General features: G+C 49.3%; 16 protein-coding genes and 1 riboswitch. Of the genes, 5 read left to right on the top strand and 11 right to left on the bottom strand.

The annotated features are described in order from the left end of the window. Nucleotides 1-83: 83 nt before the first annotated feature. The 4 genes from trxC to ACV7NC_RS06045 form a co-directional block, all read right to left on the bottom strand. Nucleotides 84-515, bottom strand: a complete 432-nt coding sequence (trxC, locus tag ACV7NC_RS06060; RefSeq protein ID WP_458154609.1) for a thioredoxin TrxC — start codon at nt 513-515, stop codon at nt 84-86. Between the two features lie 29 nt (nt 516-544). Then, a complete protein-coding gene (locus ACV7NC_RS06055) occupies nt 545-862 on the bottom strand; it encodes a chaperone modulator CbpM (protein ID WP_458154608.1) in 318 nt (105 codons plus the stop codon). A 3-nt stretch (nt 863-865) separates the two neighbouring features. Beyond that, complete coding sequence (locus ACV7NC_RS06050) at nt 866-1,810, bottom strand: DnaJ C-terminal domain-containing protein (RefSeq protein ID WP_458154607.1); 945 nt, start codon at nt 1,808-1,810, stop codon at nt 866-868. 150 nt (nt 1,811-1,960) lie between these two features. Next, the gene (locus ACV7NC_RS06045; RefSeq protein ID WP_458154605.1) at nt 1,961-3,133 is read right to left on the bottom strand and encodes an alkaline phosphatase PhoX; all 1,173 of its coding nucleotides are present in this window, start codon (nt 3,131-3,133) and stop codon (nt 1,961-1,963) included. A gap of 77 nt (nt 3,134-3,210) precedes the next feature. Here ACV7NC_RS06045 and ACV7NC_RS06040 point away from each other — a divergent pair, with 77 nt between their 5' ends. The 4 genes from ACV7NC_RS06040 to ACV7NC_RS06025 all read left to right on the top strand — a co-directional run bounded on the left by ACV7NC_RS06040 (nt 3,211) and on the right by ACV7NC_RS06025 (nt 6,946). Further along, nucleotides 3,211-3,576 carry a multidrug ABC transporter permease gene (locus ACV7NC_RS06040; protein ID WP_458154604.1) on the top strand — a complete coding sequence of 122 codons (366 nt, stop codon included), beginning with the start codon at nt 3,211-3,213 and terminating at the stop codon, nt 3,574-3,576. Between the two features lie 286 nt (nt 3,577-3,862). Next, complete coding sequence (locus ACV7NC_RS06035) at nt 3,863-4,996, top strand: ParB/Srx family N-terminal domain-containing protein (protein WP_458154603.1); 1,134 nt, start codon at nt 3,863-3,865, stop codon at nt 4,994-4,996. A 17-nt stretch (nt 4,997-5,013) separates the two neighbouring features. After that, nucleotides 5,014-6,033 carry a hypothetical protein gene (locus tag ACV7NC_RS06030; RefSeq protein WP_458154602.1) on the top strand — a complete coding sequence of 340 codons (1,020 nt, stop codon included), beginning with the start codon at nt 5,014-5,016 and terminating at the stop codon, nt 6,031-6,033. Further along, the gene (locus ACV7NC_RS06025) at nt 6,020-6,946 is read left to right on the top strand and encodes a DNA adenine methylase (RefSeq protein ID WP_458154601.1); all 927 of its coding nucleotides are present in this window, start codon (nt 6,020-6,022) and stop codon (nt 6,944-6,946) included. Before ACV7NC_RS06030 ends, ACV7NC_RS06025 begins: the two co-directional genes overlap by 14 nt. 88 nt (nt 6,947-7,034) lie before the next feature. Here ACV7NC_RS06025 and ACV7NC_RS06020 read toward each other — a convergent pair whose 3' ends face one another. The 7 genes from ACV7NC_RS06020 to ACV7NC_RS05990 all read right to left on the bottom strand — a co-directional run bounded on the left by ACV7NC_RS06020 (nt 7,035) and on the right by ACV7NC_RS05990 (nt 16,217). Continuing rightward, nucleotides 7,035-7,199, bottom strand: a complete 165-nt coding sequence (locus ACV7NC_RS06020) for a hypothetical protein (RefSeq protein WP_458154600.1) — start codon at nt 7,197-7,199, stop codon at nt 7,035-7,037. A gap of 187 nt (nt 7,200-7,386) precedes the next feature. Beyond that, nucleotides 7,387-8,301, bottom strand: coding sequence for an HDOD domain-containing protein (locus ACV7NC_RS06015; RefSeq protein WP_458154599.1), 915 nt, complete (start codon nt 8,299-8,301; stop codon nt 7,387-7,389). Nucleotides 8,302-8,735: 434 nt separating this feature from the next. Then, a complete protein-coding gene (gene uca, locus ACV7NC_RS06010) occupies nt 8,736-12,359 on the bottom strand; it encodes an urea carboxylase (RefSeq protein WP_458154597.1) in 3,624 nt (1,207 codons plus the stop codon). A gap of 169 nt (nt 12,360-12,528) precedes the next feature. Then, nucleotides 12,529-13,188 (bottom strand): urea amidolyase associated protein UAAP2, encoded by a 660-nt coding sequence (locus tag ACV7NC_RS06005; protein ID WP_458154596.1) that lies wholly within the window; start codon nt 13,186-13,188, stop codon nt 12,529-12,531. Continuing rightward, complete coding sequence (locus ACV7NC_RS06000) at nt 13,185-13,907, bottom strand: urea amidolyase associated protein UAAP1 (RefSeq protein WP_458154595.1); 723 nt, start codon at nt 13,905-13,907, stop codon at nt 13,185-13,187. The genes ACV7NC_RS06005 and ACV7NC_RS06000 overlap by 4 nt, the downstream gene beginning before the upstream one ends. Beyond that, nucleotides 13,904-15,337 carry an APC family permease gene (locus tag ACV7NC_RS05995; RefSeq protein ID WP_458154594.1) on the bottom strand — a complete coding sequence of 478 codons (1,434 nt, stop codon included), beginning with the start codon at nt 15,335-15,337 and terminating at the stop codon, nt 13,904-13,906. The genes ACV7NC_RS06000 and ACV7NC_RS05995 overlap by 4 nt, the downstream gene beginning before the upstream one ends. 60 nt (nt 15,338-15,397) lie before the next feature. Further along, a riboswitch (guanidine-I (ykkC/yxkD leader) is annotated at nt 15,398-15,500 on the bottom strand. Nucleotides 15,501-15,674: 174 nt separating this feature from the next. Continuing rightward, a complete protein-coding gene (locus ACV7NC_RS05990) occupies nt 15,675-16,217 on the bottom strand; it encodes a hypothetical protein (protein ID WP_458154593.1) in 543 nt (180 codons plus the stop codon). Between the two features lie 211 nt (nt 16,218-16,428). On the opposite strand from ACV7NC_RS05990, the gene ACV7NC_RS05985 reads away from it, so the two are divergent. Then, a complete protein-coding gene (locus tag ACV7NC_RS05985) occupies nt 16,429-17,760 on the top strand; it encodes a putative bifunctional diguanylate cyclase/phosphodiesterase (RefSeq protein ID WP_458154592.1) in 1,332 nt (443 codons plus the stop codon). Nucleotides 17,761-17,766: the final 6 nt, after the last annotated feature.

Below are 17,766 nucleotides of genomic sequence, written 5' to 3'. Positions count from 1 at the left end.
TATCCTATTGATATGTCTCGTTTCTTGCGCTCCATCCGCCTTGCATCTCATCTCGTTCGGCGAATTAATCAGCACTTCCCTCATTATTGGCGATTGGCCTGCGCCCAGCGCACGATATCGCGCTCGCTCATGGCACCTGATTGCCGGGCAATTTCCCGGCCTTCCTTAAATAATACCAGTGTTGGAATGCTGCGGATGTGATAACGAGCGGCCAAACCTTGCTGTTCTTCGGTATTGACTTTCGCTAACCGCACGGCGGGTTCCAAGGCGGCGGCCGCTTGCACGAACGCGGGTGCCATCATGCGGCACGGGCCGCACCAAGGCGCCCAGAAATCGACCAGCACGGGAATGTCGTTGTTGGCAATATGCTTATTGAAAAGCGTTTCCGTCAATTCCACCGGCTGAGCCGTGAAAAGCGGCTGATGACACGAGCCGCAGTTGGGTGAAGCGCCTAAGCGGTCATCAGGGACGCGATTGGTGGCATGGCAGTGCGGACAGACAATATGTAAAGGCATGATTGATTTCCTTGCGAGACGGGTGATTTTTAATATTCGTCCAAACCCGAAGTTTTCAAGCGTGCGCGTAACGTTTCGATTTCCTCGATTAAATCGGCGACCAGGCCGGCGAGCTCCGGATTGCTGTCGAAATCGCGTTCGATCGCGATGATGCGTTTGACCCGTATCAGACTGCGGCTGTCGAAAATCCACGAATCCGGATCGGCTTGAAGCCGTTCGCTATCCGGCAACAAGCCCCATTGGATATGCTCGATGATCCATTCCCGGCTTACGCGGCAACTGCGGGCCAGTTCATCCAGATTGAGCATCGCTTCTTCCAGTAATAGGGCATCAATCTCACGTGACATAGCTTAAACTCCCAGATGCTGGCGCGGATCAAACGCAAGTTCCCGTGCCATGTTTTGGTAAAATTCACGTGCTTTTTCCGTTGCGGCAGGCGGCAGCACCACTTCCAGTATCAAATAGAGATCGCCCGGCGTAGCGGCGGGGATGCCGCGGCCTTTTAAGCGGAGTTTGCGGCCGCTTTGCGAGTTTTCCGGGATACGCACTTCGACCAGGCCGTCCGGCACCGGCACTTTGACGGTTGCACCCAATGCCGCTTCCCAAGGTGTAACCGGCAGGGTGACATGGATATCCTTGCCTTCGATGCGGTAGCGGTTATGCGGCTTGAACTGAACTTCCAGGAACAAGTCGCCGGCTGGTTCGCCGGCATGTCCGGGGCCGCCTTGCCCGGCCAGCCGGATTACCTGACCGGCATGCACGCCTTTGGGAATGCGGACATTCAATGTATGGTCGGAAAGTACCGGCCGTCCTTGGTTATCGAGTTTCGGCAGGCGCAAGGCGATGCTGCGGGTCGCACCGTGATAACTGTCTTCCAAGTCAAGCATGATCTTGGCGTGATGATCTTCACCGCGCATGCGCTGATGCGCATGACGTGAACCGCTACCCATACCGTGACCGAACAATTCCGCAAAAAAGTCACTGAAATCCGCTGCTTGTGCGCCGCTGAAACCGCGCCCGCTGAACTCGAAATTCGCATCCCAGCCGGGTGGCGGCTGGAAATCGCTGCCAGCCTGAAAACCGCGCTGGCCCAATTGATCATAAGCCGCACGCTTCTCAGGATCGGACAGCACTGTGTAGGCTTCGTTGACTTCTTTCATTTTGTGCTCGGCGTCAGCTTCTTTGGAAACATCGGGATGATATTTGCGCGCCAGACGGCGGAACGCTTTCTTGATGTCATCCGCCGAGGCGTCGCGCGGAACGCCGAGTGTTTGATAGTAATCTTTGAATTCCAAATCGATACTCCCGTTTATACCGCCGTTATTCTATGTCAATTGCTGCTGCTTGATGATAGCGTTTGATAGCGTTTCCTTCGTACAAGACGATTGCTACATGGGTTCATGACCTGGATTTATCAAGAGCCGGGAAAACCAACAAAAATCCCATTAGAACGGTCCGGTGATTTCGAATGTCATGCCGCCGTCAGCTTTTCCGCTGGTGCCGCGCTGCGAGCTGAAATATAACCGTGAGCCGTCGGGGCTAAACGCCGGACCGGTGATCTCCGAACGGTCATGTCCAACCAATTGCAGCAACGGTAATACCTTGCCGCCAGTTAAAACCACGATTTGCATATCACCGCCGTCCTCGGCGACTAACAATTCCCCCGCAGCATTACCGGTGATATTGTCGACACCGGTTAACACCGGTGACAGATAGAGCGATGCGTTATACAGCACGGAAATCCGGTTTTGTTGAACATCGTACGACCATACCCGGTTGTCGCCTTTGGTTGTAAAGTAAACAACGCCTTGGTGATACCAGATGCCTTCACCGCCATTAAATCGGGTGCTGCGGGAAACTTGCCGGCGTGTCGGCATCTTGATCGCCAAAGGATCGGGAAGCGTGTGCCAGTGGATTGAGCCAACCCGTCCGTCGATTACTTCGGCGACTTCCAGAAATCCGTCATCGAGATTGGGATGGCCCGCACGATCAAAAGAATGGGCGGTATACCGATACAGACAGCCGTCAGTTTGATCTTCAGTCAGGTAGAGCTGCTTATTTTGGTTGTCGACCGCAACCGCTTCATGCTTGAAAACTCCCAATGCGCTTCTGACTTGCGCCGCATTGCTGCCAAACGGATCGCATTCCCAGACCTGGCCGTTATCGGTCTCCTCGCACGACAACCAGGTTTGCCACGGAGTATGGCCACCGGCGCAATTGCGGGTGGTATGCTGCAGGATCGGGTAGGAATCGACAATGTCACCGGCGGCATTGAAGCGCAGCGCGCCTGCACCACCGGCTTGATTATCCAGCTCGCTATTGGAAACATAAATCCAGCCGCCGTCCTCGGTCGCAAAAGTAGCGCCGCCATCGGGCGCAGCGTGCCAGGTATAGTGAAATATCTTTTGACTGGAACGGGCTACGATGCGCGATGTAAATCCTGCGGGTAAGCGCACGCCGTTCTGATCCGGCGGCAACAGCTCGGGTTGCGAAGTCAACAGCGCGTTTAACGCCGCCGCGTTGCCTAACGATGGCAACAGTGCGTTACCGAAAAAAGCACCCAAGCTCAGGAAGCCGTATTGCAACAAGGTGCGTCGATCTGTATTGAAGGTATTCATGCCGGAACTCCTGGGCGATATGCAGATAGTTTACAATGCGATGCTGTTAATAATTCCTTTGAGAAAAGCATCCGACAATGTTTCAAATTCTAAAACCGATTGTATCCCTGCTGATGTTTCTAACGGTATTGTTTTTTATCCATACCATGTTAACGATAACCGCCAGTTTTGCACCCTGGCTGAGCGTGACTGTTTCATCGAGTTGCGCCGGGCTGGCGGCGTGGTTTGCCTGGATACTGATCTCTGGTAAAAAAACCGGCACGCTGGTGGCGATTGCCGGTGGCGCGTTACTATTGGGTGGCTTGTTCTTTACCGTGGGATTTTTGGGTCCCATGGTTGTCGCTAAGGATACCAGCCAGGGACCGATGATCGGAATCTTTATTGCCGCGCCATTGGGTGTAATTGTCGGGGCGATTGGGGGGTATGTGTATGCTTCTAAGTGAAAGTAGGAAAGATAAGGATGGTAGATTTTGATAGAGGAATAAGAATTAATCTCTGTGGGTACAATTTCCCACTCCTTAGAGCGAAAGCTGGTTGAAACCCAGTAGATTGAGAAACGCAGTAGTACCTCGTTGTTTGCGGTGAAGTGCTTTATTCAATTGATTTGTTATTTTTTAATCATGTATGCATTACAATGTTAATGAAAATCTAGGAAGCGTTTCTCAGAAAAAGAATTAGTATTTATTTTCAATTATTAATTATTCAATATCGACTGGTATTTATAAAAAAGTGTCAGAATTCCGTGCCAAAATAGGCGAACCTACAGCTGATTGCCCGACATCATTATTGAATTTTGACTATGACAATCCTCGCTTAACAACTGGTGATGAGTTAAGTACGCGTGATGATAAAAGCATCATCTGTGCATTGCGTGATATAGCGGCATTAGATGAACTGATTCAGTCCATTTGTACAAATAAATACTTAAATCTTGAACCGCTAATAGTATTGGGCGAAGAATCCGGTCCCTTTACTGTTTTAGAAGGGAACCGGCGCCTAGCTGCGATAAAGCTTATTAAAGATAAAAGCTTGGCTAGAGAATGCAAGGTATCTCTTCCAGAGAATATTCGTCAGAATGTTATTGAATCGATACAAAAAGTAAGCGTTTGGCGTGTGGCGGAGCGTACTGATGCACAAGCTTTTATTGGCTTCAAGCATATCAATGGTCCCCATCGTTGGGATGCTTATGCAAAAGCCCGTTTTGTTGCAGATTGGTATAAGAAAGATAAAAGCAGTGGATTGACAATCGATTCAATAGCCAGACAACTTGGGGATGACCACGATACTATACGAGCTTATGTAGGGGCTATTCTAATACTGGACCAGGCCGAAAACGAAGGCATTTTCGATATTAAGGATCGCTTTAATCGTGGACGATTTGCTTTTTCACATCTCTATACCGCATTAGGTAGAAAAGAGTATCAAGAATTTCTTAGATTACCCAAAGGATGGAATATAAATCCAAGCGAACAACCTATTGATCAGAATCAGATTCCAGAGTTAAAAGAAGTTCTTGTCTATCTTTATGGGTCAAAGCAAGAAAATTTGCAACCCAAAATAAAAAGCCAAAATCCTGATCTAAAGTATGTGGGCGAGGTTCTGGTGCGTCCAGTTGCTTTGGAGAAGCTTCGTGGTGGGGCAGAACTTTCTGTTGCATATAGCGAAGTACGTGAGCCTGGAGCTGTATTTAGTGAAGCTTTGGTTCAAGTGAGTCTGAAAATTGATACAACTATCGGTTTACTTGCAAAATACGATGGTTCTTCTTCTTTACTCGAGATAGCCAAAGAGATTCATGAGAAATCTGAGACATTACTGATCACAATGCAGCGAAAACACGCAAAAAATCTCGGAAAAACCGAATAGAGTATAAGGATGCAAAATTGATTGAAACTCCTCTTGCAATCCTTCCCTTGGATCGTAGCTTTCAAGAAATTTGCGATTGGTTTGAATTTCACGTTTTATCTTCTGAATATCATTGTGCAAGTTTCTCAGAACTAGCCCGCATATGGGACAAACGCAGAAATTCTGAAGATACTGATTTTGAAGATTCAGAAAGTATGCAAGAAGATCTTTTCCTGGAAGAGGTAAATCAAATTATCCGCGAAAGGATGCTGTTTCTTGAAGACTGTTATCCATTCAAATTTAGCGAGAGCGACGAAGAATTGATCTATGACAAAGATAATTTGAATACTGGTTCCATTATTTATCTCTTTTGCTTGTTTTTATCCAATAAAAATAGAACCGATATTTTTGATGATGATTCTTTTTTTGAGATTGATAATAAAATAAGAGATTTGTTTCAAGCATGTGCTACTTGGGCAGCAGCGGGTGAAGTTGATGGTCATGCATATTCATTTGGTTTTCCTCGAGCTGATCATTCTGGCTTTCTAGTAAAGCTCAGAGCTATTTACCAACACTTTTCTGATGGAAAGGTTAGAAATTCTCCCCTCCCTGGAGCATCTATTAATCCTAAAGATGAGGAAATTGATATTATTGCGTGGTGCCCTCGAAAAGACGGGGCACCAGGAACATATTATCTCCTCGGTCAAGTTGCATCGGGAGAGAACTGGGAAGCTAAAAGCATCACGGGCGCTATTTACGCTTTTCATCGAAATTGGTTTGAAATATTGCCAGCTAGCAATCCATCACCCGCGATGTTTATTCCATTCAATATCATTCCCACAAAAGAAGAAACTCTTCAAGAGAAGATTTCTTTTTTAACACCTCGATATGGAACTATATTTTATAGATATCGCATACCTCTTATTGCAAAAAAGGGGCTTGAGATTAGCCATGCCAAACAAAGTTTAGTTGTTGAGAGGGCAACAGAAATTAGTAAAATTTCTGAATGGGTTAGAGGAGTCATTGATAATTTCAGGAAATCCTGTGTCTACTCCTAATCAAATAGAAAGTCCGTTACGCTATCCAGGTAGTAAAGCAACATTTCTTAATGTTGTGTTGAGATTTATCGAAACTCACAACTTGCGTGAGAAAGAAATCGTGGAGCCTTATGCAGGTAGCGGTATTGTCTCGCTATCCTTGGTGTCAGCCGGTATTATAAAGAAAGCAATTCTGATTGAACGAGATCCATTAATCTATGCTTTCTGGAAGTCTGTTTTTGAACATACTGATACTTTGAGTTCTTTAATTGAAAATGTCAGCGTGAATATCGATACATGGCATCAGTTGAAAGAGTATCTCAAATATGATTACCCAAATGATCAATATATACCTGATCTAGCTTTAGCTTGTCTTTTTCTAAATAGAACAAATTTCTCAGGTATTTTGCATAGTGGTCCTGTTGGTGGTCGAGATCAGAGTTCTAAGTATAAGATTGATTGCCGTTTTAATAAGAAAGCAATTATTTCAAGGATACAAAAAATATCATTACTGAGACACTCAATTTCGGTCGAATTCGGTGATGCACTTCAATATTTACATGCATCAAATGCTGAGAATAACCGAAATTGTTTTTTTTATGTCGATCCACCATATTTCAAACAAGGGCGTAAGCTATATCGCTATAACTATAAGATTGTTGATCACAAGAGACTTGCTGATGTCTTAAAGAATGCTAATTTTCCTTGGATCTTAAGTTACGACAAACATGAATTTATCGAGCTGCTTTATGATGATTTCATTAGAATTCATCAGAGTTTTAGATATACGTCGAAAATACCCAAGAATGAAAATGAATTAGTGATTACAAACATGTCGTCTTTTTCAGCAAAAGAAGATGATCAATTGAAAGTGATATTAGATCGAAACTCTTGTGAATCTAGCAATATTGTTAACTTGGCAAGTTTGAAGTAATAGAAGCTCAAGTTCTTTCAGAAAGCTTTTGTTTGTAATTTATTCCATATTAATCTCTAAATCTTGTACTTGCTGAATGTAAGGGTTTTTATCTGTCAATATTTTCGCTGGGGCCGTTTAACGCTGTTGGTGAGGGGCCGGAAAGCGTATAAGTGCCAAAATCGACATCTAACTGCACGCTTAAGGATTTTGTGGCGCCCGAACTGGCTGATACCGGCATTTGCAACGATGCCGCGTGAATTGGCGTAGTCATCAGAGCGGTGGCCGTAACGAGGAAAACAAAAAAAAGGATTTGCATAACAGATATCCGCTGACTGCTTTTTTTCATTGGGTTGTTTCCTGATGAGTGATTGATTAACCTGTACTGATGCAAGTGAATGCAGTGACTGATTTCGGAAAAACAAATCGATTGAATTTTAGAATCTGTTCAGTTGGAACAATTAGGCCGCATTGGCAAGCTGCTTTGCTTGCGCCGCAACAGCTCCGATTTCTTCCAGGATTTTGCCAGTTTTACCCGGGTCTATACCGAGTTGATTCCATTCCTGTTCGGTAACTTCGTGAACCGCATGTTCTGCGAAAGCAAAATCCGGCAGCAATTTTTCGGCAATATAGGCGAGTTTGACTAACGGCTGAACATCGGCAGCATCGGGGTGGTCCGGGGTATGATGATAGCGGATTACGGTGATGATTTCTGTCGGTAATCCCCAGTGCGCGCCGAGTTGCGCGCCGATTTCTCCGTGATGCGTGCCGAGCAGTTCCCGCTCGATTTCAAGCAATGAGGCCTCGCCTGGCGTATTCAGTTTCTCGTATAGAACGTTGCTGAGGTCTTTGGCGATAAAACTGAGAACATTGTAGCCAATGTCATGCAGCAATCCGGCCAGGAATATCTGATCTTCCATCGGGCGCTGCCGTGCCGGCATATACCGGGCGATGGTGCGCATCGCGGAAGCGATGGCAAGGCTATGCGCCCAAAGATCCGCTGTTTTGAATTTTCCTTCCGCCGTTTTGGAAAATGCCGCGATCGTGGCCATGCCAATTGCAACCGCTTTAATCTGCGTTAATCCAAGGCGCATCGCCGCATCGCTGATGGAGGAAATCATGCCCGGGGCACCGAATAAGGAAGCATTGGATAAGCCGATGATGCGCGCCGAGATTTGCGGATCCTGTGCGATCAATTTCAACAATTGCGCTTCACCTTCATCGGTATTGAGCGGTAATGCCAGCATTTTTCTGGCGATGGCCGGCATCGCAGGGAGTTCATGAATCCGCTCCAGAGATTTTTGCAAGTCTGAGCTGTTGGAAAGTGTGCGCCCATTCGGCGAATTATTCACTTCGGTCAATGCGATTTCACTCATTTTGAAAACCTATTTAAAAAGATAACCAATAAACGTAATCCGTTGCGGATGGTCCATCATGATGAAACCGTCGTTGTTCAGGGCTGGTTGTAATACTCCTCCGGACGACTCATCACGTTTCGAGAGACTATGATCACGCTACCCATTATAGGAAGTATCGGTGGCCCGGAATGGCTGAATAACGCTGTAAAAGGTTATCTTTTTTTAGAATGATTCAATTACGCCGGTTACCGCTGCGCGAGACGTTTTTTACTCGGGAAAAACAGTGCGGAGTCCGGAAATGGACGTGAAGGAAACGCGAATTAATTCGTCGGCTGAGATGAAGCACAAGGCGCACGGAACGCAGCAACCAAGGCCTATCAACAAGATAGGCGAGGGAGCGAGCACCGTGCAAAGAAGTGATTCGCTCGTATAGTCAATGAATCAGCTCTTCCCTAAGCTTCCTGCACGATCATGAGCGTTTGGCCGGCGGCGATGTAACTACCTTGCTGGCAAAAAATTTGGCGGATCTGTCCGCTAACGGGGGATTCAACCATAAATTCCATTTTCATTGATTCGATGATCGCCAGCGGCTTTCCTGCTTCGATCGATTCATTTTCCTTCACTAACAGTTTCCAGACAGTGCCGGTCACTTGAGAACTGATGAGGTGGGCGCCATCCGGCAAATCCAGTTCGCTTTGGCTGTCGGCTTCTTCCAGGACATCCTCGTTGACCGTCGATGCTTGCTGGTTTTCAGCCCAGCGTTGACGCTCGGCTTCAAACGCGGCTTTTTGTTTGATCCTGAATGCACGGATGCTGTCGGCGTGCTGCTGCAGGAAGCTGTTGTACTGCTTCAGATCCAGTACGGTGTCTTCGGTGTGCAGTTTGAAATGTCCGCTGATGAAATCTTTGCGCAACTGCAACAATTCACTTTCGCTGACCGGATAAAAGCGGATTTGATCAAAGAAGCGTAATAACCAGGGTTTATCATCCTTGAAGTCAGCGGTTTGGCGGTAACGGTTCCACATTTGCACGGTGCGTCCGACAAATTGATAACCACCCGGACCTTCCATGCCGTACACGCACAGATACGCGCCACCGATGCCGACGGCATTTTCCGGTGTCCAGGTGCGCGCCGGATTGTACTTGGTGGTGACCAGCCGATGGCGTGGGTCGAGGGGCGTAGCAACCGGCGCGCCGAGATACACATCGCCCAATCCCATCACCAGATAACTGGCGGAGAACACGATATCACGGACTTCGTCAATACTATCCAAGCCATTGATGCGTCGGATGAATTCGATATTGCTCGGACACCAGGGCGCATCGCGCCGCACCGATTGCATGTATTTGTCGATTGCCAGCCGCGTCGCGGCGTCGTCCCACGATAATGGCAGGTGGATAATGCGCGAAGGTACTTCCATCTCGGCAATCGCGGGTAATTGCTTTTCGGCGGCAATCAATTGTTGCAGCAGCGCATCGCGCGGCAGCCGGGTTGAATCGAAATGAATCTGCAACGAGCGGATGCCGGGGGTCAGATCGACGATACCGTGCAATTCATGTACGTCAATGTGTTGTTGCAGCCAATTCATCAACGCATGCACGCGGAAACGCAGATTCAGATCGAGAACCGGCGGGCCGTATTCGATCAACAAATATTTGTCGCCGGATTGACGATACACCACTTCCAACTCGTGATCGCTAGCGGCAATGCGATGCAATACCGGGTGTTCCAGTTGCCGGTTGGCGGGCGGAAGCATTTTCCGGAAATTGTTGCCGAGTTGTTCGATCAATTGATTTTGCTGCTGCTCCAGCCGACTGGCATGTTCAATCGACACCGGGTAGAAGCGGAGGCTGTCGCCTGGGCGGAGTTGTCCGATTTTCCATAGTTCCGCATGCGCCACTGTTACCGGACAAACGAAGCCGCCGAGACTGGGGCCATCCGGGCCGAGGATGATCGGCATATCGCCGGTGAAATCCACCGCGCCGATGGCGTATGCATTGTCGTGGATATTGGAAGGATGCAATCCAGCCTCACCGCCGTCGGTTCGCGCCCACTGTGGTTTCGGCCCGATCAGGCGTGCGCCGGTACGGCTCGAATTGTGGTGCACTTTCCATTCCGCGGCAAAGAATTGCTCGATATCGGATTCGGTAAAGAAGTCCGGCGCGCCGTGCGGGCCGTACAACACTGCAATTTCCCAGTGATTGCTGTAGTGAGGAATCGAATCACCCGGCATCCGTTGCAGCATTGTTGAGCACGACTTTGGTAGCGGCGGGACGTGCAACACATCGCCAGCGCGCAGCGCGCGGCCGGCGTGACCGCCGAATTGTCCGAGCGTAAACGTAGCTTTGCTGCCGAGGTAATCCGGCACTTCGAAACCGCCGTGTACTGCCAGATAAGCCCGGCTGCCGGCTTGCCGGATTTTGCCGAGCTGCAGGACTGCATCCGCTTTGACCGAATGTGCTTGCCATTGCGCCAGCGGCTCACCGTCGAGCAGTACATCCATCGGTGCGCCGCAAACGGCAATGATACTGTCGCAATTAAACCGCAATGTCGGACCGGAAATCGTGATTTCCAGTCCGGTACAGTCGTCGAGGTTGTTCACCAACCGGTTGGCCAAGCGGAAAGCCAGACTGTCCATCGGCCCGGACGGCGGTACGCCGACATTCCAGTAACCGATCCGTCCCGGATAGTCTTGAATCGTGGTTTGTACGCCAGGGTTCAGAATGTCGATGGTGTGCGTGCGGTAATGAAAACCGTTGAGAAACTGCGTGGTCGATTCACCGTTGCAGAAGGCCGTGCTTTGCAGGATTTGTTGCAAGTAATCGAGATTGGTTTCTATACCGTGCAATGCGGTTTGCTGCAATGCCGTCAACAGTTTGGTTCTGGCGGTTTCCCGATCTGGTGCATGCACGATAATTTTTGCCAGCATCGGATCGTAATACGCCGATACGTCGATGCCACGCTCAACCCAAGTTTCGATGCGCGCCATTGTCGGGAAATCTACGGCGGTCAACGTGCCGCTCGACGGCTGAAAATCCCTGGCCGGATTTTCGGCGTAAAGGCGTGCCTGAATCGCGGCACCTTGAGGGCTGATGTTGAAAGAATCGAGCGGCGGCAGATCGCCGGCGGCTTGCCGCACCATCCATTCGACCAGATCGATGCCGGTGACTTCTTCGGTCACGCCGTGTTCGACTTGCAAACGGGTATTCACTTCAAGAAAATAAAACTCGCCGCTGACGGCATCGACGATGAATTCAACGGTGCCGGCGGATTGATAGCGCACCGCTTTGCCGAGGCGCACTGCCGTATCGAGCAATGCCTGGCGCAGGGAAGGTGATAAATTCGGCGCAGGTGTCTCCTCGATGACTTTTTGGTTGCGCCTTTGCATCGAACAATCGCGCTCGCCCAGTGCTACAACTTGTCCCCGGCCGTCACCGAAAATCTGTACTTCGATATGCCTTGCGCGGTCGACGTATTTCTCCAGAAACAAACCGGCATCTTTGAAATTGTTTTGCGCTAACGTTTTTACCGCTTCGTAGGCGCCGCTCAATTCATCCGCATTCCAGCACAAGCGCATGCCGATGCCGCCGCCGCCAGCGGTGCTTTTCAGCATCACCGGATAACCGATATGTTTCGCTTGGTGTAGCGCTTCGTCCAAATTGGCCAGCAAACCGGTGCCCGGCAGCAGCGGCACCTGGTTTTCCATTGCCAGCGACCGAGCGGTGTGTTTCAAACCGAAATCGCGCATCTGTCGCGGCGTCGGACCGATGAAGCGAATTCCATGCGCCTCGCATTGTTCGGCAAAATCCGCTTTCTCGCTCAGAAAACCGTAACCGGGGTGGATGGCTGCAGCGCCGGTTTTTTGTGCGATTTCAAGAATCTTGCCGGCATTCAGATAGCTTTCAGCGGCAAGGCCGCCGCCGATGCAATAGGCTTCATCGGCAGCAGCGGTATGCTGCGACAATGCGTCGGCTTCGGTGTATACCGCGACACTGGTTACTTTCAACCGGCGCAGCGTGCGGATGATGCGGCACGCGATCGCACCGCGATTGGCGATCAGTACTTTGTTGAACATATTTGTTCCTCCGTTAGAGGAAACGCTGCTTAATTGACTATACGAGCGAATCACTTCGTTGCGCGGTACTCGCTCCCTTGCCTATCTCGTTGATATGTCTCGGTTGCTGCGTTCCGTGCGCCTCGTGCTTCATCTCGTTAGTAGAATTAATCAGCGTCTCCTTCGCGAGCTAATCCCAGATCAGCAAGCGGATCGGTGTCGGGTTATAGGCATTGCATGGATTGTTCAATTGCGGACAATTCGAGATCAATACCACGACATCCATTTCTGCACGCATTTCGACATATTTGCCGGGTGCGGAAACGCCATCGGCAAACTCCAATCCGCCGGTCTCGGTGACCGGTACATTCATGAAAAAGTTGATGTTGCTCGGCAGGTCGCGCTTGCTCATATTGAGTTTCTGGCACAGCGGATGATGCGCCAAGGCATGCAAAAAATTATCGCGGCAACTGTGCATCGGAAATTTTTCCAGCGCGTAGCGCACGGTATTGCTCTCGGCGGCGCATGCACCGCCCAGGGTATCGTGGCGGCCGCAGGTATCGGCGACAATGGTCAGCATGACTTGTCCGAGATTGGAGTACAGTTTGCTGCCGGTGGTCAGGTACAGTTGTCCCTGGCGGTTGATGGTATCGGTGGCGCTGTAACGTTCCAGCGCATCGTGAGCATTGTAGAACAGGGTATCGACTGCCTGATTGCCTTCCAGATCAACGATACGAAAAATTTGCCCCTGTCTAATGAGATGTACCCACGGTTCACCCGCCGGGCAGATTTCATCGACGATAGCCTGTGCCGGATCGAGTTGGCTGATAGGTAATTTTGCGGTATTCATAGCGTCCCCTCCGCATAAAAATTTTGTGCGTTTTGCAGTGCGCGGGTATTTTCGTTGATGTGCAAGCATTCCTTGATGGCATCCGGTGGCGTATCGAAAACCTCCAGCAAGATTGCGCCGGGCTGGTAGGTTTTTTGGGTATCGAGCGGGTGCGGCGCAGCCGACAACACCACCAGCGTGTTCATGACAAAACTCAAGTCGACAAAGTCGCCCGCCTTGCTATGATCGGGGTGATAGGTCAATTCGCCAAAGGCATTGGTGGTGACTTTGCTAAAAAAATTGATGTTCGCTACGACATCGCGCATACCCAATCCCCATTTGCCCAATTCGACCAGCATACCGCTCAGGCCGCTGCGGTACATTTGATTGCGGTGTTCCTGGTAGCGCGCTTCACCGTATTTGCGCCGGATCAGTTCATCGTCGCTCAAACCGCAGACGGTATCGTGCCAGCCGGCAGTATCGGCAGTGATGCAGCAAAAAATCCGGCCCATGTCGGAGTGGCATGCATGACCTTTGGTCAAACGAAAGGTGTGCTGCGACTTCAGTGTATCGGCCATGTTGTAGCGCTCCAGTTTTTCTTCTTGATTGAAAAACAGGACGGCTGCGTTTGCGCTGCCATCGGCATCGGTCAAACGTAATGTCGTGCCGCGGCGGATAACGCCGGACCAATGGCAGCCGCCTGGAATGGCTTGTTTCCAGATAATCGTGTGCTGTTTCATGACCGGCTCCTTGTTAGTTTGCTGATAAAAAGATAGAGGGTGGTGATCGCTAAAATACTCCCGAGCACCAGCGGTGTCGCCCAAAGCTGCCACCACGGCGCATCGGCGGAAATGGCGTATGGGCGTGGCCAGGCGATGTTGATCAGTTCAAACAAGGCCCACATAAACGCCAAGGTGTTGATGATTAATCCCCATTTGCCCAGCTTCAGTTGACCTAATGCCGGATTCCAACGGCCGGACAAGCGCGCAAACAGTGCGATTCCGGTGGTGAAGGCAAACATTGCGTATAGGCCACCCGTGCCGAACGCGATGATGGTTGCGACAGCATCGTCGTTGAGTCCGAAAATCAACCCGCAAGCAGCTAGCGATACGGTAAACAGTACGGCGTTGCGCGGCATCTGACTGGCAGTAACTTTACTGAGTACAGTTGGCATGTTGCCTTCGCGCGCCATCGAAAACACGATGCGCGAGGTATATTTGACGACCGATGCGCCGCACGCGAGAAACGCAACCATCACGATTGCCAGAAATGGTTTTTCGATCCACTCGCCAAAGTGGCTGGTAATCAGCGGCGTGATCGGATCGGCCGTGATGCTGCTGTGGATCAGTGTTTCACGATCAAACGCCAACATCAGTGAAGCCGAATTGAACACCACGACGGTACCGACGGTGCACAGGGAGAAAAAAATTGCGCGCGGGACTGCCCGCTTTGGCTCGTGCGTTTCCTCCGCAGTCGTCGAGCAGGCGTCGAAACCGATGAATGCCCAACCGGCAGTGGCAAGCGCCGCTAAAAATGCAGCAGTCTGGTTCGGGGCGGTGCCAGTGCCTAAATGTTGAAATAGCTCGAAGAAAGAATGCTGGCGAAAGAACAAAAACAGCAAGATGGCGATTCCGAGTGAGCCGACCACTTCGGCATAGACACCGAGCTTGATCGTCAACTTGAAGACATTGACGTGCACCAGATTCAGCAATGTGCACAAAGCCAGAAATACCACTGCCCACATTACTTTTTCTGTGCCGCTGTCGCCGGAAGATCCGAAAAAACCGGCAAACCAGATACCCCCTGCATACGCGGTCGTGGTCAGCATAGCGATGGTTGAACTGATGTAAATGACACCGGCATAGTGACCGGCAGTGATGCCGAAGAACTGACGCGCCCACTTGTAAGCGCCACCGGCAATTGGGAATTGCGATGACAATTCGGCGTAGACTGTCGCCACCAGCAATTGCATCAACAGGCAAATGACTAATGCTGCAAACCAGCCGCCGCCAGTGACCGTCGTTTGTACGCCGATGATCGCGTATAAGCCGACGATTGGCGATACCACAGCAAATCCCAGCGTAAAGCTGTTCCAGATGGTCATGCTGGCACGCAACGAACGCGCTTCCGACGCCATGGATGAATTAAGTGATTTTGATACTTCCGACATAGCGAGCCTCCATTTTCAGAATATTACCGAAAGACCCATGTATCAACGATACATGACTTGATCTCCCGGGCTTTTATCCCTCCGTGAAGTCTCGTTTTAAGAGACCGGAAACTCTCGGACCTGTCGTCAAATGAACTTGACCGGAACCCTAGTTCCCATGCGAAACATCGCTTTTTTATGCAATTCAAACACCGACAAATGTAAAAAATGTAAAAAGCAAGTGCAAGCGGAATTTTATGGATACTTTTAGAAAAAAGCAATGAGGGATAAAAAGTGGATGAAAAAAATAGTTGGTATTCCGGTTTAATTCAGCCACGGTTGCTATTTGAAACAAACATCAATCAAAACAGCGGTCAATTGTTTCAGCTTTGAATAAGCGTTGAGACAGTGATGCGTTAGGGTCCGGGGTATACGAATCCGGCGGATAGTCATGTAGTGGGTTTGCGTTGCTGCGAATTTCGATGTCTGATCGAGTCTTTTGAGCGGCGCTCATGTCTTTGATGGTCATTATCCAGTTGCTATTACCATGCGTGATTGGTGTGCCGGTTTGCTGCGACGAATCGGTGCCATGAATCTCGGTGATGTAATAAGTTTTTGCAGTTTCGTCATGAAAGTGCGGATATCCATTCACCTGCATGGATTCGTGATAAATGAAATAAGTGTTGAGATCACGGACGCTCTGGCGATGCCATTCAGGCAACGGAAAACTATCTTTGGTTTGCAAGCACTCCGCAATCGCCAAATAGTGTTTGTCGCTAATGCGGCTATAAATAACTTTCTGAGCCAGTAATGCTTCACGAGTGAGGGGCATCGTACAAGCGGTTAATAGGATCGCCACTGCCAGGGTAAACACTGCTGTGATTGTTAGAGAAGTATTCATGAGATGTGTGGTTTGTTAACTGATTGGTATTTTATCAAATAACTGGCGGTTGATTTTTCGATTACTTCCGCAAAAGCTGATTTTCAAATTGATGCCAGGCTGTATTCGAAATTGTTGATAAAAATACCGAGGTAAAGTACGGGTATTTCGAGTAAAGCTTTGTGTCCACTGAGTCGTAACAATCCGGACGTAAGATGCCGATTGTCTGAATATGCCCAGTAAACAATTGAAAACCGAAAAAACAATGCCTTGTGTGGCTGGAACCGCTGATTCCCGCTGCGATTTTATGCAGCAATGCAATGAATTGCTGGCGCAACGATCTCGGTTGCAGACTGCCGCTGCAATGTTCCGGATCCGCTTGAATCGTTGGAAACAAGTTAAAGAGATTTACGGTTCGGATTTAGTTGAACAGCTTTCGCGGCAGTTATCGAGCCGGTTATCCCTCCATGTTAACGAATATACCCTGATGTCGGGCATGGAAGACGATCAGTTTGCAATCTTCAAAGCAGATTTCGCTGATGACGAGCAAGTGCGATTGTTTGCCGCTGCACTTGCAAAAACGGTCACTGCACCGATCAGCATCGGCCATTTGCAGTTTCGCATAGCGATTGAAGTAGGAGTCAGTATTTACCGGCAGGACGAAGAAGATGCGTTACCTTTATTAATTTCGAATGCATCGGCAGCGTTATCAAGCAATCGCAGTGTATGGAGCGGCCATTGTTGCTACTATTCCAAGGAGATCGCCGAAGCATCAACCAGACAAGCAGCGCTCGGAAAATCGCTGCAATCCGCGATTCGAAAAAAAGAACTCGTACTGCTTTACCAACCGGTGGTGGATTTGCAATCGGGTGATTTGACCGGCGTTGAAGCGCTGGTACGTTGGAACCACCCTGAATTGGGAATGCTGCTGCCCGAAGATTTTATTCCGTTGGCCAAAACAACCGGAATGGTGATCGAACTCGGTCGATGGGTGTTGCGGCAGGCCTGTGGACAGCTTCAAAGCTGGCATAAAGCCGGATACACTTCTTTGTCGGTCTCGGTCAATGTTTCTGCGGTAGAATTTGATCAAGCGCAATGGATAAGTACGATCTCGCAAGTACTCGCTGAGACGGGTATATCGCCGGCGCTGCTGGAGCTGGATATCGCCGAGTCGACGTTGATGCGGCATGCGGAAACGAGTCTCCAGACCATACGCTCACTAAAGAGCCTGGGTGTGAAAATTGTGATGGATAATTTTGGAAGCGGTTATTCGTCAGCACGCTATATAAAGCATTTTTCTGTGGATATTCTGAAGATCGACAGGTCCTTAACGCATGATATGATTGCGGATCCTGATGGTTTGATGATTATTTCATCCATCATCGGACTCGCAAAAAACCTGGGTTTGCCGGTTCAAGCCGTAGGTGTTGAGACCAAGGAGCAGTTCGATTGTTTGCTGCATTCAGGATGTCATCGGGCGCAAGGCTATTTGTTCAGCAAGCCGATCTTCGCGCAGGATGTGATGCAATTGTTAGTACAACGTAAAACCGGGACGCTGGCTTAGTCTCAG

This window comes from Nitrosomonas limosa (assembly GCF_054188085.1).
This window is presented reverse-complemented; position numbering and strand designations above follow the sequence as displayed.

Bases quoted from the DNA above. Each gene is read 5' to 3' on its own strand.
- ACV7NC_RS05990 (WP_458154593.1), bottom strand. From the start codon at position 16,217: ATGAATACTTCTCTAACAATCACAGCAGTGTTTACCCTGGCAGTGGCG.
- ACV7NC_RS06055 (WP_458154608.1), bottom strand. From the start codon at position 862: ATGTCACGTGAGATTGATGCCCTATTACTGGAAGAAGCGATGCTCAAT.
- ACV7NC_RS06020 (WP_458154600.1), bottom strand. From the start codon at position 7,199: ATGACTACGCCAATTCACGCGGCATCGTTGCAAATGCCGGTATCAGCC.
- ACV7NC_RS05995 (WP_458154594.1), bottom strand. From the start codon at position 15,337: ATGTCGGAAGTATCAAAATCACTTAATTCATCCATGGCGTCGGAAGCG.
- ACV7NC_RS06000 (WP_458154595.1), bottom strand. From the start codon at position 13,907: ATGAAACAGCACACGATTATCTGGAAACAAGCCATTCCAGGCGGCTGC.
- ACV7NC_RS05985 (WP_458154592.1), top strand. From the start codon at position 16,429: ATGCCCAGTAAACAATTGAAAACCGAAAAAACAATGCCTTGTGTGGCT.
- ACV7NC_RS06040 (WP_458154604.1), top strand. From the start codon at position 3,211: ATGTTTCAAATTCTAAAACCGATTGTATCCCTGCTGATGTTTCTAACG.
- ACV7NC_RS06015 (WP_458154599.1), bottom strand. From the start codon at position 8,301: ATGAGTGAAATCGCATTGACCGAAGTGAATAATTCGCCGAATGGGCGC.
- uca (WP_458154597.1), bottom strand. From the start codon at position 12,359: ATGTTCAACAAAGTACTGATCGCCAATCGCGGTGCGATCGCGTGCCGC.
- trxC (WP_458154609.1), bottom strand. From the start codon at position 515: ATGCCTTTACATATTGTCTGTCCGCACTGCCATGCCACCAATCGCGTC.
- ACV7NC_RS06045 (WP_458154605.1), bottom strand. From the start codon at position 3,133: ATGAATACCTTCAATACAGATCGACGCACCTTGTTGCAATACGGCTTC.
- ACV7NC_RS06005 (WP_458154596.1), bottom strand. From the start codon at position 13,188: ATGAATACCGCAAAATTACCTATCAGCCAACTCGATCCGGCACAGGCT.